This window comes from Pseudomonas wuhanensis (assembly GCF_030687395.1).
GTDB lineage: Bacteria > Pseudomonadota > Gammaproteobacteria > Pseudomonadales > Pseudomonadaceae > Aquipseudomonas > Aquipseudomonas wuhanensis.
Window position 1 is genome coordinate 5899023 of the sequence record NZ_CP117430.1, and the last position, 24233, is coordinate 5923255.

Consider the following 24233-nt stretch of genomic DNA (forward strand, 5'->3'; position numbering starts at 1 on the left):
ACCTGTCCAGTTGTACGGCAAGCTCAACGCTATCCCACCAGGCTGCTTTCCAACTCAGCAGTCGATACCGTTAGAAGTTCTCCCAGCGTTGCGCTGTCATGCGCGCTCTGTCGAGCGACCAGCCTCTGCACCAGTGTCGAAACGGCATAAGGTCGATGCCCTTCGAACCCGAGCAAGACTTCGCCGCGCAAGCTGAAATCCGTCGCATACACTTCACGAAAGATCACACTGTGCCCGCTGTCCGGGTCAATCATCACCAGGTGTTCCTGAACGATGCTCAGCAACAGCTTTTCAGGATTATCCAGCTCCCAGATCAACTTGCCGGGAATCGTTTGTGCAGTGCCCAGCGAATGCCGGCAGTCGAGGATGACCGACTCAAGCCTCAGCCAGGCAGCCTTCGACAACCGGTAACTTACCGCACCTTGTCCCATGCGCAGGATCAGGGTCGTGACATCGTCGGGCATCAGTGGCAGAACATCGTCGACTTTCATCTGGCCTTCAATGACCAGTACCTGGGCATTACGCCAGACATAACTGAGTGGCCCCGCATGCCCAATGCCCGGATAAGTCAGCAGAAGGCCACTCTTGTCATCATGAAGCAATACGTTGGTTTGCCGTTGCGTTCCCAATAGCTCGAAGGATTCTGGAATCGCGGCCTTTGGCACCCGAATCACACGTTCGGTATCGACTACGAACCATATCAGACTGCCAACGTCCTCTACCGACAGCAGCGCGGCATGAGGCTGGCTGTCCGCCAACTCTATGAGGTTTTCGTGCGCTCGCCCTTCCTGAGACATGACCCACTCATGGGTGACGCCGGTGAGCAATGCCGGTTCTTGATAACGCAACTCGAGTACCACGCCTTCAAGTGTCGTACCGCGCAATCCGCCTCCCTCAACCGTTACTTCGGCAAACTGCCAAGGCGCCCATTCACGCTCGGCAGCGGGTAGCGCATCAGCCCTTAGCAATCGCGAGCCTTCGCCAAATACAGGTTCCAGCCGCTGCGGATCGATGAACGCCTGACGATAGATTTCACCGCTCGAAACGTGGAATAACCAGGCCGCCTCGCTATCAGGGGTAACGCTGAGCAGGCGTACCTCTTTTCCATGGCCCAGATCAGCCAGCAATATTCGATTGCCGACATACCAGGCGCACAATCTCGCGTCGCCGCTGAAGTTGGTCAGACCGACAAGAGCAAAACGCTCGGCCGCGTGTTGCCGGGCAAGCGGTTCCAATGCAGACCACCAGTGCATCCGATCCTTGAACCACGACTCGCCAAGGCCTCCCAGCGTCAGGTATCCCTGGGGGGTCAGGTTGAAGAACAGCCCCTCCGACGTCAGCGCCAGGTATCCACCTTCGACTGCCACTACATTCTCCAGCTTCTCGGGCTGCTCCCACGTATGCGACCAATCTCCTTTGCCCGCCACCAGAGTACGTTGCTTGCGGCATAGCTGCTGCCTGAGCCTGTCGTAGATGACAAACACATCGCTGCCGTCCGCTGGTGCGAGCAACGTCAAATCAGTCATGTTCTTGATCGAGTCGGCCCAACCGCGTCCACGGTGAATCCACGGGGAGGGGCGGATAATCAGGTGGTCACGTTGACGAACCCACGCCATGTCCCGCGCATTCGCTTCGAACTTCCAGCAGACCGAGACAAAGGGGGCCGGCTGCCAATTGACGGTGGAAAAGTCATCATCGTCAATAACAGGCCTAAGGACGTAATAGTTGCCAAGTACCTGCGACCAGTCGGCCAGTGTGTCGCTGGCACTGAAGACCGATTCCAGCGCCGGATCCATGTCGCGGGTGATCGAACTCAGCAGCAGTTGCCCGTCATGGATCACGTACACCAGCACATCGCTGGTCTGATCTTCGCGAGCGATTTCCTGTACGACGTGAATCACCCCTTGCGCGTCCGCCTCCACGCTCTTGATGGTGGCTCCCGTGTTTTTAGGCAGCAACCGATAACGATAACCGAGCAATCCGGTGACCGCGTCGACTTGCCAAATCACGAAACCCTGCGGTTCGTAGAAATAGACGTAGCCGCCAGCCACCGCGCCTGGCAGCGCTTCATCAGCGGCGAGTACATCCTTGCTGCGGATGTACAGGAAGCGTTCCTCCTTCGCGTCGTACCAGGCGGTGGTGTGACGGGGCTCACTCGGTTTCTCGAACGGAATCAGATAGTGATGAACCGGCGTATACGGCATCACCAAACGATGCTCCTGAGCCAGTCCCTTGAAATGTTCCTGTAGCGTCTGCCGATCCATGCCCGGTGGCACATCCTGCTCAACGAGGCTCATCTGCCATTTTCCGCGATCAAGCTGGAATAGCTGATTATTGGTGATCCGGATCAGGACGTCATGAAGACCTCGGCCCGTGAACTCCACCTTGACAGTGCCGATCTGCAGGCCCGTCGCCCCGCCCAGAATAACGTCGCTCTCACTGGCCCACGCCGCCTCCAGCACCCATCGGGAAGTAGTAACGCTGGGGGACTCAAGTGTCAGACTCACCCCGGGATTGAGCACCAATGCACATTGCTTGCCCGCGCCCTGGATCCGATAGGCGACTTTCCCGTGCCATGCCGGGGGCAGAACCGGTACCACCAGTGAGCGCTCGACGGCATCGAGCAGCACATCGATCACTGTTGGCCGATAGGCCGGAAAAAGGCGATAAAGGATGTACTCACTCGGAAACGAATAGAAGGAAAACAGGAACAGCCATCCGCCGTCCGCTTTCCTTTTCTCCAGACGCCGGGCCGTGTCGAACCCGCTGTCATGGCGCAGCGTGGCGAAGGGCAGCGCCTTGTACTCGTAGCCGTAACAGGTCTGTGGTGTGCAGGGCAGTACGATGATCTGCCCGGTGGGCGGAGTGAATTTTATCTGGCTAGGCAGATTCAGTTCCCGACGAATATTGATCGCCCGCTCGTAATCGCCGTCAAAGGTCGGCACCCCGAAATGATCGCGCAGCGGGTACAGTTTTGGGCTGTCGAGCACCAGTTTGCCGGCGGCCAGATCCAGCGTCTGGACGATCAGCGATGAGCACGGCACCCACGCGGTCAACGCGCTGTCGAAACGATAGCCTTGACGATGAGCCTTCTCGATTTCATCGAAAAACAACCCGACCTGTTTGGCTTCTTCGGCAATGGCGGCAAAGCCCTGAGCCAGTGCCGCCACCCCCACCGCCAGTCCCGCCAGAATCACGGCGGCCCCGCCCAGAAACGCCCCGGCGGTCGTGGCGCCAGCAGCGTAAGCGCCTACCGACAACACCAGACTGGCCGAGTCAAAAGTCAGTTGCGTCCCGAACTGGGCGCGTTCGACATCGTTTTTTGCAGTCGCCAATTGATAAATGTCGAACCCGACATTGGCCAGTTGCAACAGTCCGCCGGTCGCTTCGCTCACGCTCGGCCCCACAGCCGCTTTGACCACTGGGGCGACAGTACGGGCAATCAGTTTCTCTTCAGCCAGTGCCTGCCGAACCAGACCTATCAAGCCCGCCACATCGACCACGATGCCATGCACCAACTGCGCGTAATTGACATAGGCGTGCAACCGGACAGCCAGGGTCAGAGGTCGGTCAGCCCCTTCCTGCCCCCTCAGCGCATTCATCAGCGCTTGTATGGCGAAGCCGGCGTTCAAGGTATGGACGCTACCAACATCGGTTGGGTCGACCGGATCACCCGGGACGGATGATTTATTGGCCAAGGCTGCAAAACGTTCCGAGAGGTAGTTCTTGATGCGCAAGAGTCGTTGGTCGTCGGTGATAACACGTACCACGTGTTCAGGATTTTCAGGATCGATCAGGCTCATCCGATACGTCCCGTCCGGCCTGATCTCCAGGGTTTCGAACAACGGCACAAGCTGCGGTGCCAGCTGATTCTGCTGCTGGAGGTGGTTCGTCGCTTGCGCGATTTGTTGCCCCCACCAGCGGCTGTCCAGCGCCAGTAGGCTGCTGCCCAGGTGAGCGTTGCTCATCAGTGATTGTCCGCGGGCACTGGCCAGACGCTGCCTGACCGGGCGTTGCGACTGTCCTGGCAACGGGCCGGGTTGCAGCAGTTGCGAGACACGGATTGCACCAGGCAATGCCATTTCCGACACCCGCGCGCCTTCCAGTTCGATCAGATCGAAGGTCGGGCGCGCCACGTCGCCATAAGCGGCGTAATGTCTGGCCATCCCCTGCCGAAGGAAAAACTGCTCCAATGCCAATCTGAATGCGACCGGTTGATCGAACTCGAAAATACCGAAGTTCGGATCGTAAAAGTGATAAGTGCTGCGCTCGCCCTCAATGGTTTTGGCCACCAACATGGCGTGATTATCGGAGTTGAGCATCAGCGTACTGGTGGTTGCTCTGGCTTGCAGAATGTCCACGACTTGATTCACATCCGAACGTGCCAGTGCGCTGCCCACCTCGCTGATCTGCACGCCGCGCAGCGCCTCCAGGCTGTGCAGAAAGGTCGCGGAATCGCTCCCCTCAGGTTCGATAATCCCCAAATAGAATCGCTCGCGAAGGGTGTTGGCCGCAGCCTTCCCCTCCGACAACGCTGCCGCCATCACCAGGGACAGCGGATAACAACGTCCACCCACCGTGTCACCGGCGCCCTGCAGGAGCAAATCCTGCGGTACAAGCTTGATGGTGCCCGCTTCAAAGCCGTCCAGAACAACACCGACGCGCTCGACAACCTGGTCACGGTATTCAAGTTTCGCCACCTGCTGAATTCTGGCGACGAGCTTGCCCCACTGGCGCAAGGTCAGCGGTTGTTCCAGTGCATTTTTCTTCAGCCCCAGGGCGGTTTCGGCATGCACCGGCGGATGATCGGCCGGGCTGGCAAGCCCGGCCAGAAACGCCGGGGCCTGCTGTTGGTACAGTGCGTGTTCGATTGTCGCGTAGCGACCCGCCGTCCCCAGTTCGCTGAGGTTATTGGCCAGGTTCTCCAGCTGCGGACGAGCCGCGTCGAAGCTGCGATTATCCAGGGCCGGCGCGCCGCTCAAGGCTGCCAGCAGCAGACGCTGCAACGGGCTCAACTGAGCGACTTCGATCGTGCCCTTGGCGAGTCGGCTCAGGAGCTCATCAATCGACAATTGTTGTGTCTGAGGATCGCTCAATGACGCAGGCGGCAGCGCATTCATGCTTTGGGCGAGGATCGACTGGCGATCATCGAAGCTCAGTGGTACAGCCTTATCGAAGCTCACCGCACCGTTATGGCTACGATTCATCATCCGCGTGAACGGCTCACCCAGCTCATCGGCCAGACGCTGCAACAGGTCGGTGGACAGCACATGGCGCCCCTCGATCACTGGCCAGCCTTCATCAAAGTCGATGGTGCGGTATTTGAGCAGCTGTGCCAGATCGCCCGTGTAACGGGATTTGAATCGGCCCTCTTGCCAACGTTGTTTCTCGTTGTTCAGCCATTGCCCGGTGTCACTTTCGTTCTCTTTCCAGGAATGATCCAGCTCCTCCTCGGTCGCCCGATTGACAGTGGCAATGGCCGGGATGGCGACTTCCGCTTGCCACGCTTCAGCGGTTCGAGGTGTAAAATGCGTCCTTTCATAGTTCGCCATGCCCTCGCGCATGGCCGCAGGCCCCGTCAGATAGATCGTCACCTCGCTCTGGGGGCGGATGCCGTCGCTGTAGTAAGTTGCGGCCGCCTGGACCAGAAAAGATGCGCCCAGTTCTTGTTCCAGCGACAGCTCGTGTAGAGCACCGAAAACCTGCGTCGCGGCCTCTTGCGCAAGACCACTCATGGCCTCGGCATCGGTGAGCGCAACGTTTCGCTCATCGGCCAGGCGGGCCGTGGCATCGACGATTTCATAATTGAGCCTGAAACGCTCGCGCACGGTTTTGAGCATCGCGGCACCAGGGTGGGCCATCAGGAAAGCGTTGCTCAGGCTGCTTTGTTCGGCGACGGCTCGCAGACCATCCGGTTGGACCAGACGTTCCACCGGGGGACGAAAAACGCGGTTCAATTCGGGCTGGCTTTCAGCGAAACGCTCGAGTGCTTCGCGATGCTCCGGCGGGATCTGCTCAAAGTAATTAGTGTACCTACTGCGCAATGCCTGACGGCCGGGCATCCACTTGGGATTGCGGTCGAGCATCAACTGCAGCACGCCCAGACGTGCGTCAGTCTTGAACGCACGGATATCCACCTCGCCCAGTTTTTCCAACAACGGTGGCAGGTTATCAACATCGGCATAACTGCCACCCTCGGCAAACAGGGCCTCGACACGAACAACATCGGAAGCCGCCGCAAGATTGCCGCGCAGACTGATCTCGCGCTCGTAGATATCCTGTAAATGCAGCGGTGTCTCAGCGACGGCAAGATCGCGCAGTGCCAGACCACCCTCGACCAATGCCGAAAGACTGAGTCGGTTACTGTTCTTCAAGGCAATCAGGCGCGCCTCATCCTGGCTGTAGGCTCGAACCAGTAAATCGATTCTGGCGTCATCGGCGCTGCTGCCGTTTTCCACGGCCTTCGTAATGTGCGCGTACATTTGCTGCTTCAGAACAATCGCCCGCTCTTCATAGCGGTCACCCAGTTCAAGCGCATCGGAAGTGGTTTGCCCGCCATTGAGCATGGCATCGGCCTTGGCCGCTTCGACAATGATCCGGTTGGTTTCATAGGCCAGCAACGCGTCGCTGTCGTGCCAGAGATTGAGGTGATAACCCTCTGCGACCATCACCTGCTTCCAAATGTTGATGTAATCGCGCTGAATCTCCCCGACGCCCCCCCCAAGCCAGACAAAATGCAGATTTTTCGGTACCTCGGTGGCGGGCAACTTCAATTGTTCGAGACCGTTGTGCAGGCGAGCCTCGAAACCCTCCACCCTGTTGTAGATTTCCGCCAAATCAGGAGCCCCGGCGGCGCCAGGACTCATAGGTGGTTCCGACTCTGTCGCGCGCCGCCGCCGGATATCTCCCTCCAAGCCCCCCAACGCTTGCTTGAGCAGCCCTAACGGCTCCAACAACCGGGAAGAATCCGGCACATTGAAACAACCAAAGTAATATCGGAACACTGCATCATATTGATCGGTGCCCTTGTGCGATATTAAGGCCTGCTCAAGGTCCTCACGTTTAAACAGATCCACAAAATCGACATAGTCACCCGCAACCGAGAACTTGGACTCACTCATAAACAACACTTCCATTTATCGTATATAAATAGCCGGGATCGACTCTAGACAATGATGACTCCACACGCGCACTCAGACACTCGTGCACTTTCACCTATTTGCAACAAAACAATAAGCGCCCTTCCTCCTGAGCTAACATCGAATTTCAATACACTTAAAACCGAGCAAAACGTTATCTGAGCCCTCTAAAACAAATGAATACCAACAAAACTTGGAACCAAACTAACCCACAACCAAAACACTGCTCAACTCACAAGGAATTCAATTAATTACAAGGCAAATACCACATCCAATGTTACAGACTTACACACACTGATTAGTTGAATGATGACAGCCACATTAGAGCCCCGAGAAAGTCCTTTATAAGCCCAACCTCATAACAGCCGTCTTAAGTCATGAATTGTCATACCCTGAAAACACCCGCATCAAAGTAGAACTTCCTACAATGCAGGATTAAAATTCTTCCTGGACAGACAATCCAATCCCACTCAAATGACCGAACAGGCTTACGCGCACAAATGCCGTAACAATCGGGAAAATAACGGGATCAAGGTGATGAAGGCGGCCCGAACGGGCCGCCAGGGTTCAGCAGAGGGGTTTGCTGCCATACCAGCGCGGTGTGTAAACCCAGTTGCCACCTTCGGCGCGGGGGAACACGCAGGTGGTGGACGAGCCGATCAGCACCATGGTGCGCATGTCCACTTGCTCCGGCGTAAGCGCGCCAAGTGTGGTGACCCGCAGCGTCTGGCCGGGCCGACCGATATCACGACCCAGAACCACCGGAGTTTGCGGCGTACGGTGCTGTGCGACGATCTCCAGAGCACGGCCCAACTGCCACGGTCGCGAACGGGAAATCGGGTTGTAGAAGGCCAGCGCCAGATCGGCTTCGGCGGCCAGGTCCAGACGCTTTTCGATGATCGACCACGGCTTGAGGTTATCCGACAGCGACATCACGCAGAAGTCATGCCCCAGCGGCGCACCGGCCTGAGCGGCCGTCGCCAGCGAAGCGGAAACCCCCGGCAGAATCTCCAGATCGACGCTGTGCCAGGCCGGCTCACTCGACTCGTGCAAGGCTTCCAGCACCGCAGCCGCCATGGCGAACACGCCGGGGTCACCGGACGAGACCACAATCACCGACCGCCCTTCGGCCGCCAGTTCGAAGGCGTGACGGGCACGCTGCATCTCCTCGCGGTTGTCGGTGCAATGCAGCACTTGATCCGCTCGAAACGGCCCGGCCATGCGCACATAGGTTTCATAACCGAGCACATCGGTGGCTCTGGCCAGTTCAGCCTTCACCGCAGGCACCATCAATTCGGCAGCCCCCGGACCCAGGCCGATCACCGCCAGCCGACCGCGAGGGCGGCCGATCTGCGCGACATCCAGAGGTTGTTCGGCGATCGCCAATGCCAGGTTCGCGTCGATCGGGATAATCGTCGCGCCGGGAACAGCTCCGCGAGCCAACTCGCTGGCATCGCCGGCAGCCGATGCAAAACGCAGCGGCACACCCAACTCAAGCGCCGCTTCGCGCAACGCCGGGCTAGCCATCTGCGTGGCTGGCGCCAGCAAGCACGCCAGCGATTGAACGGCGACTTGGGCCTGACGCAGCGCCGCGCGAGTCGCCTGGGGCAAATCCGCCACACTGGCGCTGACCGCCAACAACACACTGCGCGGGTAGATCAACAATTCATTGGCGGCCGGCGTCCGTTCGGCACTGCCAACATGGATCGACAAATGAGCCTGAGGATCCTGCGGCAATTGTGCTTGCGCCAACCAGGGCGCAGCCCCTTCGATGCGCACGTGTTCGCCGGCCAGCAAGTCCGAGACGAAGCGCTTGCCCAGCTCCAGATCGCCCAAGGCATAGCCGCTGGGAGGATTGAGCAGGCAAGTGCCGAAACGTAACTCACCGCTGGTGGTAATCGCCGCCGCGACCTGCAACCTGGCAGCGATCGCGCGCGCCATGACATTCACCCCACCGAGCCCGCCAAGCAGTGGCACCACCGCGCTGCCGTCTTCGGCCACGGCCAGCACCGGTGGCTCAGCGCCCTTTTCCAGCAGCAACGGCGCCAGGGTGCGGATCACAATCCCGGCGGCGCACAGCGCGATGATCGGCGTGTCCTGTTGATAAAGTTCACGCAGGGTTGCGCCGAACTCGTGATAAACACGGTCCGCGCCTTCGACCCGTTCGGCCAATCCATGGATCAGTGCGCCCGGATACACCTGCTGAATCCTGCGTGCGGTCGCGAGGCTGCCATTGCCGAGAATGACAATCGCCGGAGCGGAATGGACCATCAGCCTTGCCACCTTTCACCGGGAACGATAATCAGCGAGAAATACGGCGAGGACATCGGCTCGACCTGATCCAGCGGCACGATTTTCTGATTGGCCATGGTCGCGCGCTCCACGTACAGCGCACGCTGCGCCAGACCGAGTTCTTCGAGTACCTGACGGACCTTGGGAAAGTTGCGCCCCAGTTTCATGATCACCGCCGCATCGGCATCGGCCAGTCGCCGCTTGAGGTCTTCGTGGGGCAGCACTCCCGACAACACCGACAGGCTCTGATTGCGATACACCAACGGCGCGCCCAGTACGGAGGCGCCACCGAGCATCGAGCAGACACCCGGCACCACTTCGGCTTCATAGCGCTCGGCCAGACGATCGTGCAGGTACATGTAGGAGCCGTAGAAGAACGGATCGCCTTCGCAGATCACCGCCACGTCACGGCCAGCGTCCAGATGCGCGGCGAGTTGTTCGCCGGCCGCATCGTAGAAATCGCTGATCACTTGTTCGTACGACAGCGGCGCCGGCAGCGCTTCGGTGGTCACCGGGTAAACCAGCGGCAGCAGGGTTTGTGCATCCTGCAGATGCGCTTCGATGATGCCGAATGCATTGCCCTTCTTGCCCTTGGCGACGAAGTACGCCACCACCGGCGATTCGCGCAGCAGGCGCAAGGCTTTGACGGTAATCAGTTCCGGATCACCGGGGCCGACGCCCAGGCCAATCAAACGTCCAGGTTGCTGCATCATTCGATCTCCGTGGCGAGGGCGTTGACGGCGGCGGCGGCCATGGCGCTACCGCCGAGCCGGCCTTGCATGATGACGAAAGGCACGCCACGGCTGTCCGCCGCGAGCATCGCCTTGGATTCGGCGGCGCCGACGAAGCCCACCGGGAAGCCGAGGATCAGCGCCGGTTTCGGCGCGCCGGCGTCGAGCATTTCCAGCAGGTAAAACAGCGCGGTTGGCGCATTGCCGATCACCACCACGCTGCCTTCCAGGTGCGGGCGCCACAGTTCCAGCGCGGCGGCGGAGCGGGTGTTGCCCAACTCACGGGCGAGTTCCGGAACGCTGTCGTCGCGCAGGGTGCAGATCACTGGGTTATTGGCGGGCAAACGCGCACGGGTCACGCCTTCGCTGACCATCCGCGCGTCGCACAGAATCGGCGCACCAGCAGCCAGTGCATCGCGCCCGGCTTTGCCGGCGCCTTCGGAAAATTGCAGCCCGTCGATGGCCTCGACCATGCCGCAGGCGTGGATCACCCGAACGGCGAGTTTCTCCAGATCGGCCGGAATGCGCGCAAGGTTAGCCTCGGCACGAATGATCGCGAAGGAGTTGCGATAGATCTCCTGACCGTCGCGGATGTAATCAAGCATCAAGGGGGCTCCGTGAGCGGGCGTCGAGCAAGGCTGCGACCGCTTCAATAGTAAGATTGCGTGCATGCAGCGCGCCGAAACCCGGCTGCGCTGCGTCGCGAAAATAGAGGTCGTAGTGGCCGGGCGAGACTGCCAGCAACGTCGCTGGCGTGATGTGCGCCGCCGCGCAGGAACGCGCGCAGCCAGACAGATGCACATCAAAGACTTGGCCGTGACGTTGCAGCAACGCCGCCAGTTGCAGCGCATCGCCTTTGGTGTCGGACAGGCCTTTGCCACATCCGGCAGCACCGGTGCAGGCAATCACATGCGCCAAGGCATCGTCTGCCGAACAGCACAGGCCCAAATTTTCCAGGCTGTGGATAACTTCAGCGGTATCGCGTTCGTGGATATCGGGCAACAGCAGGTTTTGCCAAGGCGTGAAGCGCAGACTGCCATCGCCCCGTTCACGGGCCAGTTGTGCCGCGCCCCGAAGCATGGCGGGATCGAGTCGGCCCAGAGGTGGCGTCGCGCCGACATAGACACGGCCGGCTTCACGCTGCGGATGAGCGCCTATGTGTAGAACGTTCGAGTTCGTAACGCGCGCCCCCCTCACGATGGACAGTAGCGGCACACGTTCGGCCACTTGAGCGACAAACCCGGCCACCGGGTATTCGGCCAGCAGATGACGCATGCGCGTCTGGTCGGGACGCGCCAGATCGAGGAACAACTCAAGCACCGCGATCACCAGCGCATGGCCGTCCTCCAGTCGCACCGCGCCCGACGGAGTCTGCGTCGGGCAACCCGCCAGACCGAAGGCCAGCACGCACTCGCCCTCTTGCTTAACGGCGCTCAGCCACAGGTCGTGAGGATGTTCGAGCATCGCCAAGCCTTCGCCGCCATCGAGCTGCACGGCGAATTTGGCGCTCAATTGGTGAAAACGCTCATGGCTTTGCAGGCTGGTAAGGATCTGTTCGGCCAGCGGACGCGTATCGAGCAACATCTGCCGGTCGATCCCGGCGCTCGGGCTGAGCATCAAGTTGCGCACATCGTCGCCCGCCGCGGTACGCGGGCCCAACCCTGCGGTGAGCAGGCTGCCGATCAAGGCCGTCTGCTCGCTGCCAATCCCGCGAATCTGCAGGTTGGCGCGGTTGGTTGCCTCGATCACGCCGCCGGCAAACCGTTCGGCCGCGCTGGCCACCGCTTCAGCCTGAACAGCGCTGATCGAACCGCCGTTCAACTTGATCCGGCAGATGCCGCCATCCAGCGCCGGGACAATACGCAGCAACCCCGGGCAAGCCGAGGGGCGTAGGGCAGAGGACATCGGGCGTTCGTTCAAAGGGGCGACCGGCTGTGTGGGAAAGGGGCTTCGCGGGCGAAGGCGCGGTATTATGCCTGCTTTGTCCGACGGCATGAAAAGCCTGCCCGTCGGAACACCCCGTTTGAGGCATTTTTTGAGGACTGCAGATGTCGCCCTGGCTGACAGTAGTAGGTATCGGTGAAGACGGCTTCAAGGGCTTGGGCAAGAACGCCCGTCGTGCCCTGCTGGGCGCTTCGCGGATCTTCGGCGGCCAACGGCAACTGGATTTGTTGCCCGTGTGCATTCGCGGCGAGCGCCAGCTCTGGCCCAGTCCGTTTACCCTTGAGCCGTTATTGGCACTGCGTGGCGAGCCGGTGTGTGTGCTGGCCAGCGGCGATCCGATGTTCTTCGGCGTCGGTGCCAGCCTGGCGCGGCAACTGCCGGGTACAGAAATGTTGGTCCTGCCCGCCCCATCCTCCGTTTCACTGGCGGCCGCTCGCCTGGGCTGGCCGTTGCAGGATGCAGTGACGCTGTCGGTGGTCGCCCGCCCCGTCGCCGCGCTCAACGCTCATTTGTTCAGTGGTGTGCGTCTGCTGGTATTGAGCAACGATGGCCAGAGTCCGGCGGCTATCGCGGCGCTGCTGCGTGAGCGTGGTTTCGGGCCGAGTCACCTCACCGTACTGGAACATCTGGGCGGCGAAGCCGAACGACGCATCGAGGGCGTGGCCAACGACTGGAATGACCCGGCGATCGCCGATCTGAACCTGATCGCCATTGAATGCATCGCTGAACCGAACACACCGCGCCTGTCGCGCCTGGCCGGCCTGCCAGATTCCGCCTTCCAGCATGACGGCCAACTGACCAAGCGCGACGTGCGCGCCATCACCCTTGCGCGCCTTGCCCCGACACCCGGCGAACTGCTGTGGGACGTCGGCGCCGGCAGCGGTTCGATCGGCATCGAATGGATGCGCGCTCACCCGAGTTGTCGGGCGCTGGCCATCGAAGCGGATGAGGGACGGCAGTCGTTGATCGAACACAACCGCGATGCCCTGGGCGTTCCCGGCCTGCAACTGATTCGCGGCAGTGCGCCGCAAGCCCTGAACGGGCTCGAACGCCCGGACGCGATTTTCATCGGCGGTGGCGTCACTCGTGAGGGCGTGCTCGATACCTGCTGGGCGCAACTCAAACCCGGCGGCCGGTTGATTGCCAACGCCGTCACCCTGCAAAGTGAAGTGACCCTGATGGCCTGGCGCGAACAGCATGGCGGTGAGTTGACCCGCATTCACGTCGCTCAGGCGCAACCACTCGGCGAGTTCGATACCTGGCGTCAGGCGCTGCCGATCACCTTGCTGGACGTGACGAAACCCCTCGATGCGTGACGAAACAGCCGAACAACCCGCCCCGCTGCGCAGCGGCCTGACCACTGGCAGCTGCGCCACCGCCACCAGCCTTGCTGCGGCACGCCTGCTGCTCAGTGGCGTCGAAGCGGACGCCGTCGAGATCACTCTGCCCAAAGGCAAACGGGTGCAGATGCGCCTGGAATTCTGTCGGCTGATGAACGACGGCGCCGAAGCCGGAACCATCAAGGACGCCGGCGACGACCCGGACGTGACCCACGGCGCCCTGCTCTTTTCCCAGGTGCGCCTGCACCGCGAACCGGGCATCCGCTTCAGTGCCGGCCGTGGCGTCGGCACCGTCACCCGGCCCGGGCTGGTGCTGAACGTCGGCGAACCGGCGATCAACCCCGTGCCGCGCAAGATGATCACCGATCACTTGACGTTGCTGGCCGAGGAGCTGGATTACCCGGGCGGCTTCGAGGTCACGGTGAACGTCGAGGACGGCGAAGCCCTGGCGCTGAAAACCATGAACCCGCGACTGGGCATTCTCGGCGGTTTGTCGATCCTCGGCACCAGCGGCATCGTCCGGCCATTCTCCTGCGCCGCCTACATCGCCTCGATCCACCAGGGCATCGACGTCGCCAAAACCAATGGCTACCTGCACATCGCCGCGTGCACTGGCAACGCCAGCGAAGACACCATGCGCCGGGTTTACGACTTGCCGGAAATCGCCCTGATCGAAATGGGCGACTTCGTCGGCGCGGTGCTCAAGCACCTGCGCAAAGTGCCTGTGGATAAACTCAGCCTGTGCGGCGGCTTCGGCAAGATCAGCAAACTGGCGGCCGGGCACATGGATTTGCACAGTCGGCATTCAAGTATCGACCTGCCGCAACTGGCTGAATGGGCCGCAGCAGTCGGTGCCGATGCGGCGTTGCAACAGGCGATCCGCGAAGCCAATACCAGTCAGCAAGCGTTGGCGATGGCCAGCGCGGCCGGGATCGCCCTTGGCGATGCGGTGTGCCAGCACGCCCTCGACTTTGCCCGCAGCGTGGTGCCGAAGCAGGTTCAGGTCGAAGTGTTCGCCATCGATCGCCAGGGCGGGATTGTCGGCCATGCGGGAGTTTTTCAATGAAGCGCGTGTTGTTGCTCGGCGGTGTCACTGAAGCATTGGCCATCGCCCGAACCCTGGGGCCGGAGCACATCTACAGCCTGGCTGGCGTCGGTCGTGTGCCGACGGATCTGAACTGTCAGGTCCGCGTTGGCGGCTATGGCGGCGCCGAAGGTCTGGCGCAGTTCATCCGCGATGAAGGCATTGACCTGCTGCTGGATGCGACCCACCCCTACGCGGCCCGCATCAGCCACAACGCCACCACCGCCGCGAAGTTGAGCGGCATTGCCTGCTGGGCCCTGCGCCGTCCGGCCTGGCAGCCACAAGCCGCAGATGACTGGCGCGAAGTCAGCGACTGGGCTGAGCTGATCGAAGCGCTGAAACCCTTTCGCCGACCGCTGTTCACCCTCGGTCGCGAGCCATTGCAGCACCTGCACGAAATCCCGCCGGAGCAATTCTGGACGTTGCGTGCACTGGACGTTTATCCGGGCAACGCGCGCTGCGAAGTGATCGGTGCCCGTGGGCCATTTCTGATCGAGGATGAACGCGCGTTGTTCGAGCGGCGGCAGATCGACGTGCTGATCAGCAAGAACAGCGGCAGCACCGCCACCGAGCCGAAGCTGGAAGTGGCGCGGGAACGTGGAGTGCCGGTGCTGGTGTTGAAGCGGCCGGTATTGCCGGGGGTTGAGCGGGAGTTTTGGGCGGTGGATGACGTCTTGGCGGCTTTGTCAGTGTCAGACATTTCCTGAACCTGCACGACCTTGCGACTTTGCCGACAACTTTTCAGGAGAGGGCCGACTGTGCCCGGCAAGCGCTTCAACTCTATATTCGATTCCCCCTGATCCTAGCTAGCAACACCACCCAGGCTACCCATGGGTAAGGCCTCCCATTGGGCCGAGAAAAGTGTGGCTTGCCAACTTGTATCCCAAGGAATACGATCCGATATGATCGACTTCGAACGATCTCGTGCGTTTGCCGATTGGCTCGACTCACTGAGAGACATCATCGGTAAAGCTCGCATTATTGCCAGGCTCCGAGCTGCCGAACACGGTAATTTCGGTGATTGCGAACCCGTAGGCGAGGCTGTTTATGAAATGCGTGTTCATTACGGCCCCGGCTACAGGATGTATTTCACTCGTCGAGGGGCAGTGGTCTATCTGCTGTTGGTGGGCGGTGACAAGTCGACTCAAAAACGAGATATCAAACGCGCTCTTCAAATGGCGCAAAACATCGGTAATGAGGAGTAAGTCATGGCCGAACAATTCACCCGATTCGACGCCGCCGAGTTTCTCAAAACACCAGAAGAAATGGCCGCTTATCTGGATGCCTGCTTTGAAGAAGATGCAGGTGACGGCGTTCTCATACGTGCCGCACTCAACGACATAGCTCGTGCAAAAGGCATGACACAGATTGCCCGTGATGCCGGGCTGGGTCGCGAAAGTCTCTACAAAGCATTGGGCAGCACTGGCAACCCGGAATTCGCGACTATCATGAAAGTGATGAAAGCATTAGGCCTGCGGCTGCATGCCAGCGCTCTCTGATTGCACTGCGACACCACACCGCACGCGGCCTTTTTACTTATCGCCCCTGATCAGGCTAAATAGCCGCGCCTGATCGCCCACTCAAACGGATCTGCCCCATGTCCCGACAACGGCTCGCATTTGCCTGGATCGCCTGCTTTGCAGTGCTGTTCAACATGCTCGCCATGCCGATGTCCGGAGCGATGGCGCAGACGGCGAAATCGCCGGCCGAGCAATTGCTGTGGGGCAGTTTCTGCTCCTCCAACGGCACGAAGCTGGTGGCGATTTCCCTGGGCGATATCGAGCAGAAAGTCCCGCAGAGCGACGATCATTCCAACATGCAGCATTGCTGGTGCTGCTCGGGCTCTGCGCCATTGGTGGCGTTGCCGGGGCATGCGCCGCAGTTGTATTTTGCGCGTTTCGAGGCCAATCGAAGCCTGCCGCCTGCCACGCTCGACACCCCTACACCGCGCCAGCAATGGCCGAGTCTCAACCCCCGCGCATCCCCTCTGGTGTGATTCTTTCTCGCAATTGACCTGCGTTTTGAATCGTTCTGGAGAACTGCCATGTTGAACAAACTCATCGTCCTGGCTGTGTTGCTGCTGCCTGCCTGTTTTGCCAATGCCCACGAATACAAGGTTGGCGAGCTTGAGATCGCCCATCCGTGGTCGCAAGAGTTGCCGCCCAACGCGCCCACCGTCGCGGCGTATTTCGTGATTCACAACAAGGGCAAAACCGCTGACCGGTTGCTCAGCGTCGGCTCGCCGATATCCGGCAAGGCCGAGTTGCACGAACATGTGATGCAAAACGATCTGATGAAAATGCAGCCAGTGCCCAGCGTCGAGATTCCGGCTGGCGGTGAAGCCACCTTCGCGCCGATGGCGTACCACGTGATGCTGCTGGAGCTCAAAGACCGCAGCCTGTTGAGCGACGGCAAGCGCTTCCCGCTGACGATGCACTTCGAGAAGTCCGGTGATGTAACGGTCGAGGTCTCGGTGCAGAAAAAGGCGCCGGACAGCATGCAAGCGCACATGCACGCCCAGTAATCGCCCCCGTTGAAAACGCCTATGCACCCGCATAGCGCCAGGTCATCCGTGCGCCGCCGTCAGCCAATGAGCCTGACCCGCGGCAGCTGGATCAGCCTGTTCGCCATGCTGATGATCTTTATCGGCCCGCTGATTTCTCAGTCGATGCCGATGGATCAACGCGCCTCAATGTCCATGAGCATGAGCATGAGCATGTCGACGGACATGTCCATGGACATGTCGGCCATGGAGCATGGCGCGCAACCCGCCGCCGAGCACTGCCCGCCAAAAGCCGACCATCACGCACTCTGGGAAAAATGCGGCTATTGCAGCCTGCTATTCAATTGCCCGGCGCTCACTGGTGGTCAGTCCTTCGTCGCCTTCGAAAGCCCCCAGACAACCACCTTCACCACCCCCGCCACCCGCTTGGGCCACGCCAGGCAAACCGTCTTCCCCGGCGCCCGCACCCGCGCACCGCCCATCATCGCGTAAACACCCACCTCCGACTTCACACGGCCCGAAGACACCCAAGCAACCTGTGGGAGCGAGCTCCCTCGCCACAAAAAGCTGGTTCCCACAAGGATTGTGTCGGCTGCCGGCCGTGTCGTTTACGACTGTTCGATGGAAATTGTCATGTCCAGGTTTTCTGCTGACACACGTTTGGGCGCTGCCCAGACTTCTTTTGCCCTGAATCAATCCTTCATTCGTTTCAGGCAGGCCACCGCCGCCCTTTGCGGCTTGCTGTTGACACCGCTGGTGCTGGCCGATGAACACACCGGCCACAGCGAAGAACTGAGCCCGACGGTGATCACCGCCATCGCGCCGAGCTCGCCGCTGACTGTCGTCACCAACCCCAAGGACCCGCGCCAACCGGTTCCGGCCAGCGACGGTGGCGATTATCTGAAAACCATCCCCGGCTTCGCCCTGGTGCGCAACGGCGGCACCAATGGCGATCCGGTGCTGCGCGGCATGTTCGGCTCGCGCCTGAATATCCTCACCAACGGCAGCATGATGCTCGGCGCCTGCCCCGGCCGGATGGACGCCCCGACCTCCTACATCTCACCGGAAACCTACGACAAACTCACCGTCATCAAAGGCCCGCAAACCGTGCTCTGGGGTCCCGGCGCATCGGCCGGCACCGTCCTGTTCGACCGTGAGCCGGAAAGCTTCGGCGAACTCGGCACTCGGGTGAATGCCAGCGTATTGGCCGGTTCCAACGGGCGCTTCGACAAAGTGGTGGACGCCGCTGCTGGCGGACCGCTGGGTTACGTGCGCGTGATCGGCAACACTGCGCATTCCGATGACTACAAGGACGGCAACAACGACACCGTGCCCTCGCGCTACGACAAGTGGAACGGTGACGTCGCGGTCGGCTGGACCCCGAACGCCGACACCCTGCTGGAACTGACCGCCGGCAAGGGCGACGGCGAAGCCCGTTACGCCGGGCGCGGCATGGACGGTTCGCAGTTCTTGCGCGAAAGCCTGGGCCTGCGCTTCGAGCAGTCGAACATCGGTGAGGTGCTGGATAAGGTCGAGGCGCAGGTCTACTACAACTACGCCGACCATGTGATGGACAACTACACCCTGCGCACGCCCTCCGGCACCGGAATGATGGCCGGTCCCATGGCCTCCAATGTCGATCGCCGAACCCTCGGCGCGCGGATCAAAGCCACCTGGCGCTGGGCCGATGCGCAACTGATCAGTGGCCTGGACGCGCAAACCAACGAACACCGCCAGCGCAGCGCCATGGGCGTCGACGCCTACAAGGATGTGCCGCGCAACAAGGACGCCGACTTCCACAACTACGGCGTGTTCAGCGAACTGACCTGGTACGCCGCCGACCGTGATCGGCTGATCACCGGTGCGAGACTGGATCGTGCGTCGGCCAAGGATTATCGGCAGACCATCGGCTCCGGGATGATGGCCCGCCCGAACCCGACGGCCGACGACACCCGCGCCGACACCCTGCCCAGCGGTTTCGTCCGTTACGAGCATGACCTGGCCGACAGCCCCACCACGCTGTATGCGGGCCTCGGTCACTCCCAACGTTTCCCGGATTACTGGGAGCTGTTTTCGCCCAAGTCCGGCCCCGCTGGTTCGGTGAATGCCTTCGACTCGATCAAACCGGAGAAAACCACCCAGCTCGACTTTGGTCTGCAATACAAGACCGAAGACCTCGAAGCCTGGGCCTCGGGTTACGTCGGCCAGGTGCGCGATTACATCCTGTTCAACTACACGCCGGGAATGATGGGCATGACCTCGCAAGTCGAGAACATCGACGCGCGAATCATGGGCGGCGAACTCGGCGCGGCCTACAAGCTGACGGCCCACTGGAAAGCCGATGCGACCCTGGCCTATGCCTGGGGCAAGAACAGCAGTGACGGCAGCGCCTTGCCGCAGATGCCACCGCTGGATGCGCGCTTCGGCCTGACCTACAGCGAAGACAACTGGAGCGCCGGCGCCTTGTGGCGGGTGGTCGCGGCGCAAAACCGCATCGACCAGAACAAGGGCAATGTGGTCGGCAAAGACTTCGACACGAGCTCTGGGTTCGGCGTGTTCTCGCTCAACGGTGCGTACCGGATCAACAAGAACTGGAAGGTCAGCAGCGGCGTCGACAACTTGTTTGGCAAGGCCTACGCCGAACACCTGAACCTGGCGGGCAACGCCGGTTTCGGCTTCCCGGCCAATGATCCGCAGGCCATCAACGAACCGGGGCGCATGCTCTGGACCAAGGTGGACATGAGTTTCTAAGAGCATCGCGGGCAAGCCCGCTCCCACAGGTTCAACACCGTCCATGTGGGAGCGGGCTTGCCCGCGATCGGTTGCGCAGCAACCGCACTAAACAACAAAGAACAACGCCTAGCGGAGCACACGAATGAAACAGCCCAAACCGAATTTCTACAACCTGGCCTGGCGCTGGCATTTCTATGCCGGCCTGTTCGTCGCGCCATTCATGGTGATGCTGGCCCTGACCGGAATCGTCTACCTGTTCAAACCGCAACTCGATCCGTTGATGTACGGCAGCCTGCTGAACGTCCCCGCTGCTCATCACAAAGTCTCCGCCGACGACCTGCTCAAACGGGTGAAAGAAGCATATCCACAAGGTCAGATCAAACAGTACCTGCCGCCAGTCAACGCCGAACGCAGTGCGCAATTTGTGGTGATCAATGAAGGTCATGAACTGAACGTGTTCATCGATCCGTACCACGGCGACATCCTTGGCGAGCAAGACGCGAAGAAAAATCTGCAAGCAGTCGCGCGCTCGATTCACGGCGAATTGATGATCGGCACCGTCGGTGATCGACTGGTAGAACTGGCCGCCGGATGGGGCGTCGTGCTGGTGGTCTCCGGGGTATTTTTATGGTGGCCGCGCGGCCAGTCCGCCGGGATTCTCTGGCCACGCCTGAACAGTCGCGGCCGAGTGCTCTGGCGTGACCTGCACGCGGTGACCGGGTTCTGGGGCGCGGCATTGCTGCTGGTGATGCTGCTCAGCGGCATGACCTGGACCGGATTCTGGGGCAAGCAATACGCCGACCTCTGGAACCGCTTCCCGGTCGCCATGTGGAATGACGTGCCCAAGTCCGACGTCGAGGCCCGCAGCCTCAACAGCGCAACCCGCCAGACCGTGCCGTGGGCCATGGAAAACACGCCGATGCCGATGTCTGGCGACCATGCCGAACACATGGCTCACACCAGCACGCAAACCGGCCCGGCAGCGCCGACCATCAGCCTGCAAGACGTGCAGAACATCGCCGTGCAGCGCAAGGTCGAGCCCGGCTACAGCATCACTTTCCCGACCACATCCGCCGGCGTGTTCACCATCGCGGTGTTCGCCGACGACCCGCGCAACGACGCCACCCTGCATGTCGACCAGTACACCGGCGACGTTCTCGCCGACGTGCGCTGGCAGCATTACAGCAACGTCGCCCGGGCCACGGAAGTCGGCGTGATGCTGCACGAAGGCAAGATGTTCGGCCCGATCAATCAGATCATCGCGCTGCTGATCTGCCTGATGATTCTGCTCAGTGCAGTGAGTGGTGTGGTGATCTGGTGGAAGCGTCGGCCACAGGGCAAAGTCGGGGTGCCGCCGTTGCGCCACGACCTGCCGAAATGGAAAACCGCGATGGTCATCATGTTCGCCCTGGCGGTGATGTTTCCGTTAGTGGGGGCTTCGCTGGTGGTCGTGTGGCTATTGGATTGGGGTCTGCTGTCGCGCCGGGGCCGGCAAACTGAATCCACCTCACCTTCATCATGAAACAGGCGAGATACGCGTACGCGTAAAGCCAATACAATGCGAACCGCGATCTTTCTTCGTCACCGCCGATTGATCGTTCCCACGCGCAGCAAAGGAATGCAGCCCGGGACGCTCCGCGTCCCAAAAGCGGACGCAGAGCGTCCATTGAGGCGTTCCCACGCAGAGCGTGGGAACGATCATTACGATCAACTGGAATGAAATGACCTCGCTGAACCTCACCAACCTCGCCTGGACACCCCTGGGCCATGGCCACTGCCATCACCAGTTCCAGCTGCGTGACGCGTCCTTGCACGTGGCCGCCGGTGAGTTCGTCGGGTTGATCGGCCCCAACGGCAGCGGCAAAACCAGCCTGTTGCGTTGCGCCTATCGCTTCAGCAAACCGGAAAGCGGCGAAGTAAAACTCGACCACCACAACGTCTGGAAACAATCCTCACGCTGGTGCGCGCAACGCATCGCCGTGGTGTTGCAGGAATTCCCCGATGCCTTCGGCCTGACCGTCGAGGAAGTGGTCGCCATGGGCCGCACGCCGCACAAAGGCCTGTTCGACGGCGACACCGTGCACGACCGCCACCTCGCGACCCACGCCCTGGAATCGGTCGGCCTCAAAGGTTTCGAAGACCACGCTTTCGCCACCCTTTCCGGCGGTGAAAAGCAGCGTGTGATCCTCGCCCGCGCCCTGGCCCAGCAACCGCAATTGCTGATCCTCGATGAGCCGACCAACCACCTCGACCCGCGCTATCAACTGGAACTGCTGCAACTGGTCAAACGCCTGCAGATCGGCACGCTGGCGAGTATTCACGACCTCAATCTGGCGGCGGCCTTCTGCGATCGGCTGTACGTGATTCATCACGGCCGTATCGTCGCCAGCGGCTCCCCCAAAGAAGTCCTGACCACACACCTTTTGCACAACGTGTTCGGCGTCGACGCCCTGATCGATGACCATCCCTTGCACGGCTACCCACGAATCACCTGGATAACCCAACCATGACTTTGCGTTCCCTGCTTTGCGTCGCGTTGTTGCTGGGCAGTGCCCAGGCCTTCGCCGAGGCCACGAAATACCCGCTGACTGTCCAGAGTTGCAACCGCGCAGTGACCTTCAAGCAAGCGCCGAAACACGCGGTCAGCCACGACATCAACATGACCCAAATGATGCTCGCCCTCGGTCTCAAACCCAGGATGGCCGGCTACAGCGGCGTGACCGGATGGAGGTCGGTGACGCCCCAGATGCAGACCATCCTCGACGGCTTGCCGGAACTGGCGGCCAAGTACCCATCGGTGGAAACCCTACTCAACGCCAACGTCGATTTCTTCTTCGCCGGTTGGGACTACGGCATGCGCGTGGGCGGTGACCTCACGCCGCAAACCCTGCAACCGCTGGGCATCAATGTCTACGAACTCACCGAGTCCTGCGCGTTCGTGATGAAGCGCCCACCCGCGAGCCTGGAAGACACCTACAACGACCTGCGCAACCTCGGCAAAATCTTCGACGTGCAAGACCGCGCCAACGCCGTGATCGCCCAGATGCAGGCGCAAGTCGCCGAGGTGCGCCAGGATCTGCCAGCGGACAAGCCTCGGGTATTTCTCTACGACAGCGGTGAAGACCGGGCCATGACCTCCGGGCGCCTGGGCATGCCGCAAGCGCTGATCGACGCGGCCGGCGGGCGCAACATCCTCGATGACGTCGAGGCGAGCTGGACCCGGGTCAATTGGGAAAACGTGGTCGAGCGCAATCCGCAGGTGATCGTGATCGTCGATTACGGCGAAGTCACCGCTGAACAGAAGGAGCAGTTTTTGCTGAACAACCAGGCCCTGCAATCGGTGGACGCGATCAAAAACCAGCGCTTCATCGTCATTCCGTACGTGCAGGCTACGCCGGGAATCGACAACGTGTTGGCGGTCGAAACCCTGGCCAAGGGTTTCCACGGCGAATGATCGACCGTCGCTATGCCTTGTTGCTGATCGGCCTCGGCGTGCTGTTGCTGATGTCGTGTGTGGTGTCGCTGGGTTTTGGCCCGGCGCGGGTGCCGGTGGACGTGGTGTGGCGGATTCTGCTGCACAAGGCGTTCGGTGTTGGCGAGCAGAACTGGACGGCCGGACAGGAACACATCGTCTGGCTGATCCGCGTGCCGCGCATGTTGCTCGGCGCGCTGGTGGGCGCCGGCCTGGCGCTGATCGGTGCGGTGCTGCAAGCGGTGACGCGCAATCCATTGGCCGATCCGCACTTGTTAGGCGTGACCTCCGGCGCGACCCTCGGCGCGGTGATCGTGGTGTTGCATGTCGGTGAAATCGTCGGCCTGCTGACCTTGCCCATCGCGGCGTTTATCGGCGCGCTGCTGAGCATGCTGGTCGTGCTGATGATCGCCAACCGTCATGGGCGGCTGGACAGTGATCGGCTGCTGCTGTGCGGTGTCGCGGTGTCATTCGTGATGATGGCAATCGCCAACCTGCTGCTGTTTCTGGGCGACCATCGCGCCAGTTCGGCGGTGATGTTCTGGATGCTCGGTGGCCTCGGGTTGGCGCGCTGGGAATTGCTCGCGGTGCCGGCGGCGAGTGTGTTGCTTGGGTTGGTGTTGTTGCTGGGGATGGCTCGGCCGTTGAATGCGTTGATGGCCGGCGAACAGACCGCTGTGACCCTCGGGCTCAATGCCCGCACCGTGCGCTTGCGGGTGTTTTTGATTGCCTCATTGATGACCGGGGTGCTGGTGTCGATCAGCGGTTCGATTGGTTTTGTCGGGTTGATGGTGCCGCACATTGCCCGGCGATTGGTAGGTGCCGAGCATCGGCGGTTGCTGCCGGTGTGCGTGTTGTTGGGCAGCCTGTTCCTCGTCTGGGTCGACGTGGCCGCGCGCACCCTGATCGCCCCGGAAGACTTGCCCATTGGCGTCGCCACCGCCGCGATTGGCGGCCTGTTCTTCATCGGCCTGATGCGCCGCCGCTAATTTCCA

The 24233-nt window shown here is 61.0% G+C and carries 18 protein-coding genes; 13 read left to right on the forward strand and 5 right to left on the reverse strand.

Annotated elements, in window-relative coordinates; genetic code table 11:
- Window positions 1-29: 29 nt before the first annotated feature.
- The 5 genes from PSH88_RS27255 to cobG all read right to left on the reverse strand — a co-directional run bounded on the left by PSH88_RS27255 (window position 30) and on the right by cobG (window position 12067).
- Window positions 30-7121, reverse strand: coding sequence for a TcdA/TcdB pore-forming domain-containing protein (locus tag PSH88_RS27255; RefSeq protein ID WP_305483417.1), 7092 nt, complete (start codon window positions 7119-7121; stop codon window positions 30-32).
- Window positions 7122-7706: 585 nt separating this feature from the next.
- A complete protein-coding gene (gene cobJ, locus PSH88_RS27260; RefSeq protein ID WP_305423800.1) occupies window positions 7707-9410 on the reverse strand; it encodes a precorrin-3B C(17)-methyltransferase in 1704 nt (567 codons plus the stop codon).
- On the reverse strand, window positions 9410-10141 hold the full coding sequence (locus tag PSH88_RS27265) for a precorrin-2 C(20)-methyltransferase (protein WP_183681463.1): 732 nt from the start codon (window positions 10139-10141) through the stop codon (window positions 9410-9412). Before PSH88_RS27265 ends, cobJ begins: the two co-directional genes overlap by 1 nt.
- Entirely contained in the window at window positions 10141-10767 is a 627-nt protein-coding gene (locus PSH88_RS27270) for a precorrin-8X methylmutase (protein WP_007937188.1), read from the reverse strand. The genes PSH88_RS27265 and PSH88_RS27270 overlap by 1 nt, the downstream gene beginning before the upstream one ends.
- A complete protein-coding gene (gene cobG / locus PSH88_RS27275; RefSeq protein ID WP_305423802.1) occupies window positions 10760-12067 on the reverse strand; it encodes a precorrin-3B synthase in 1308 nt (435 codons plus the stop codon). The genes PSH88_RS27270 and cobG overlap by 8 nt, the downstream gene beginning before the upstream one ends.
- A gap of 143 nt (window positions 12068-12210) precedes the next feature.
- Here cobG and cbiE point away from each other — a divergent pair, with 143 nt between their 5' ends.
- The 13 genes from cbiE (at window position 12211) to PSH88_RS27340 (ending at window position 24227) form a co-directional block, all read left to right on the forward strand.
- Window positions 12211-13422 (forward strand): precorrin-6y C5,15-methyltransferase (decarboxylating) subunit CbiE, encoded by a 1212-nt coding sequence (gene cbiE / locus PSH88_RS27280; protein WP_305423803.1) that lies wholly within the window; start codon window positions 12211-12213, stop codon window positions 13420-13422.
- Complete coding sequence (locus tag PSH88_RS27285) at window positions 13415-14512, forward strand: cobalt-precorrin-5B (C(1))-methyltransferase (RefSeq protein WP_305423805.1); 1098 nt, start codon at window positions 13415-13417, stop codon at window positions 14510-14512. The genes cbiE and PSH88_RS27285 overlap by 8 nt, the downstream gene beginning before the upstream one ends.
- Complete coding sequence (locus PSH88_RS27290; RefSeq protein WP_305423806.1) at window positions 14509-15237, forward strand: cobalt-precorrin-6A reductase; 729 nt, start codon at window positions 14509-14511, stop codon at window positions 15235-15237. The genes PSH88_RS27285 and PSH88_RS27290 overlap by 4 nt, the downstream gene beginning before the upstream one ends.
- A gap of 195 nt (window positions 15238-15432) precedes the next feature.
- Window positions 15433-15735, forward strand: a complete 303-nt coding sequence (locus PSH88_RS27295) for a type II toxin-antitoxin system RelE/ParE family toxin (protein WP_095052940.1) — start codon at window positions 15433-15435, stop codon at window positions 15733-15735.
- Window positions 15736-15738: 3 nt separating this feature from the next.
- Window positions 15739-16029: an addiction module antidote protein gene (locus tag PSH88_RS27300; RefSeq protein ID WP_074873403.1), complete on the forward strand. Its 291-nt coding sequence runs from the start codon at window positions 15739-15741 to the stop codon at window positions 16027-16029.
- 98 nt (window positions 16030-16127) lie between these two features.
- The gene (locus tag PSH88_RS27305; protein WP_305423808.1) at window positions 16128-16526 is read left to right on the forward strand and encodes a DUF2946 domain-containing protein; all 399 of its coding nucleotides are present in this window, start codon (window positions 16128-16130) and stop codon (window positions 16524-16526) included.
- Window positions 16527-16574: 48 nt separating this feature from the next.
- Window positions 16575-17054: a copper chaperone PCu(A)C gene (locus PSH88_RS27310; protein ID WP_305423809.1), complete on the forward strand. Its 480-nt coding sequence runs from the start codon at window positions 16575-16577 to the stop codon at window positions 17052-17054.
- A 21-nt stretch (window positions 17055-17075) separates the two neighbouring features.
- Entirely contained in the window at window positions 17076-17525 is a 450-nt protein-coding gene (locus tag PSH88_RS27315) for a DUF2946 domain-containing protein (protein ID WP_305423811.1), read from the forward strand.
- Between the two features lie 141 nt (window positions 17526-17666).
- Window positions 17667-19784 carry a TonB-dependent copper receptor gene (locus tag PSH88_RS27320; protein WP_305423812.1) on the forward strand — a complete coding sequence of 706 codons (2118 nt, stop codon included), beginning with the start codon at window positions 17667-17669 and terminating at the stop codon, window positions 19782-19784.
- A 124-nt stretch (window positions 19785-19908) separates the two neighbouring features.
- Window positions 19909-21288, forward strand: a complete 1380-nt coding sequence (locus PSH88_RS27325; protein ID WP_305423813.1) for a PepSY-associated TM helix domain-containing protein — start codon at window positions 19909-19911, stop codon at window positions 21286-21288.
- Between the two features lie 199 nt (window positions 21289-21487).
- Window positions 21488-22276: an ABC transporter ATP-binding protein gene (locus PSH88_RS27330; protein WP_305423815.1), complete on the forward strand. Its 789-nt coding sequence runs from the start codon at window positions 21488-21490 to the stop codon at window positions 22274-22276.
- Window positions 22273-23220 (forward strand): ABC transporter substrate-binding protein, encoded by a 948-nt coding sequence (locus PSH88_RS27335; protein WP_305423816.1) that lies wholly within the window; start codon window positions 22273-22275, stop codon window positions 23218-23220. The genes PSH88_RS27330 and PSH88_RS27335 overlap by 4 nt, the downstream gene beginning before the upstream one ends.
- Entirely contained in the window at window positions 23217-24227 is a 1011-nt protein-coding gene (locus PSH88_RS27340) for a FecCD family ABC transporter permease (protein WP_086944057.1), read from the forward strand. The genes PSH88_RS27335 and PSH88_RS27340 overlap by 4 nt, the downstream gene beginning before the upstream one ends.
- Window positions 24228-24233 lie beyond the last annotated feature (6 nt).

Coding starts and splice junctions, on each gene's coding strand:
- cobJ (WP_305423800.1), bottom strand. CDS start 9,410: ATGGTCCATTCCGCTCCGGCGATTGTCATTCTCGGCAATGGCAGCCTC.
- PSH88_RS27320 (WP_305423812.1), top strand. CDS start 17,667: ATGTCCAGGTTTTCTGCTGACACACGTTTGGGCGCTGCCCAGACTTCT.
- PSH88_RS27295 (WP_095052940.1), top strand. CDS start 15,433: ATGATCGACTTCGAACGATCTCGTGCGTTTGCCGATTGGCTCGACTCA.
- PSH88_RS27315 (WP_305423811.1), top strand. CDS start 17,076: ATGCACCCGCATAGCGCCAGGTCATCCGTGCGCCGCCGTCAGCCAATG.
- PSH88_RS27330 (WP_305423815.1), top strand. CDS start 21,488: ATGACCTCGCTGAACCTCACCAACCTCGCCTGGACACCCCTGGGCCAT.
- cbiE (WP_305423803.1), top strand. CDS start 12,211: ATGTCGCCCTGGCTGACAGTAGTAGGTATCGGTGAAGACGGCTTCAAG.
- PSH88_RS27340 (WP_086944057.1), top strand. CDS start 23,217: ATGATCGACCGTCGCTATGCCTTGTTGCTGATCGGCCTCGGCGTGCTG.
- PSH88_RS27255 (WP_305483417.1), bottom strand. CDS start 7,121: ATGAGTGAGTCCAAGTTCTCGGTTGCGGGTGACTATGTCGATTTTGTG.
- cobG (WP_305423802.1), bottom strand. CDS start 12,067: ATGTCCTCTGCCCTACGCCCCTCGGCTTGCCCGGGGTTGCTGCGTATT.
- PSH88_RS27310 (WP_305423809.1), top strand. CDS start 16,575: ATGTTGAACAAACTCATCGTCCTGGCTGTGTTGCTGCTGCCTGCCTGT.
- PSH88_RS27290 (WP_305423806.1), top strand. CDS start 14,509: ATGAAGCGCGTGTTGTTGCTCGGCGGTGTCACTGAAGCATTGGCCATC.
- PSH88_RS27335 (WP_305423816.1), top strand. CDS start 22,273: ATGACTTTGCGTTCCCTGCTTTGCGTCGCGTTGTTGCTGGGCAGTGCC.
- PSH88_RS27305 (WP_305423808.1), top strand. CDS start 16,128: ATGTCCCGACAACGGCTCGCATTTGCCTGGATCGCCTGCTTTGCAGTG.
- PSH88_RS27270 (WP_007937188.1), bottom strand. CDS start 10,767: ATGCTTGATTACATCCGCGACGGTCAGGAGATCTATCGCAACTCCTTC.
- PSH88_RS27285 (WP_305423805.1), top strand. CDS start 13,415: ATGCGTGACGAAACAGCCGAACAACCCGCCCCGCTGCGCAGCGGCCTG.
- PSH88_RS27300 (WP_074873403.1), top strand. CDS start 15,739: ATGGCCGAACAATTCACCCGATTCGACGCCGCCGAGTTTCTCAAAACA.
- PSH88_RS27265 (WP_183681463.1), bottom strand. CDS start 10,141: ATGCAGCAACCTGGACGTTTGATTGGCCTGGGCGTCGGCCCCGGTGAT.
- PSH88_RS27325 (WP_305423813.1), top strand. CDS start 19,909: ATGAAACAGCCCAAACCGAATTTCTACAACCTGGCCTGGCGCTGGCAT.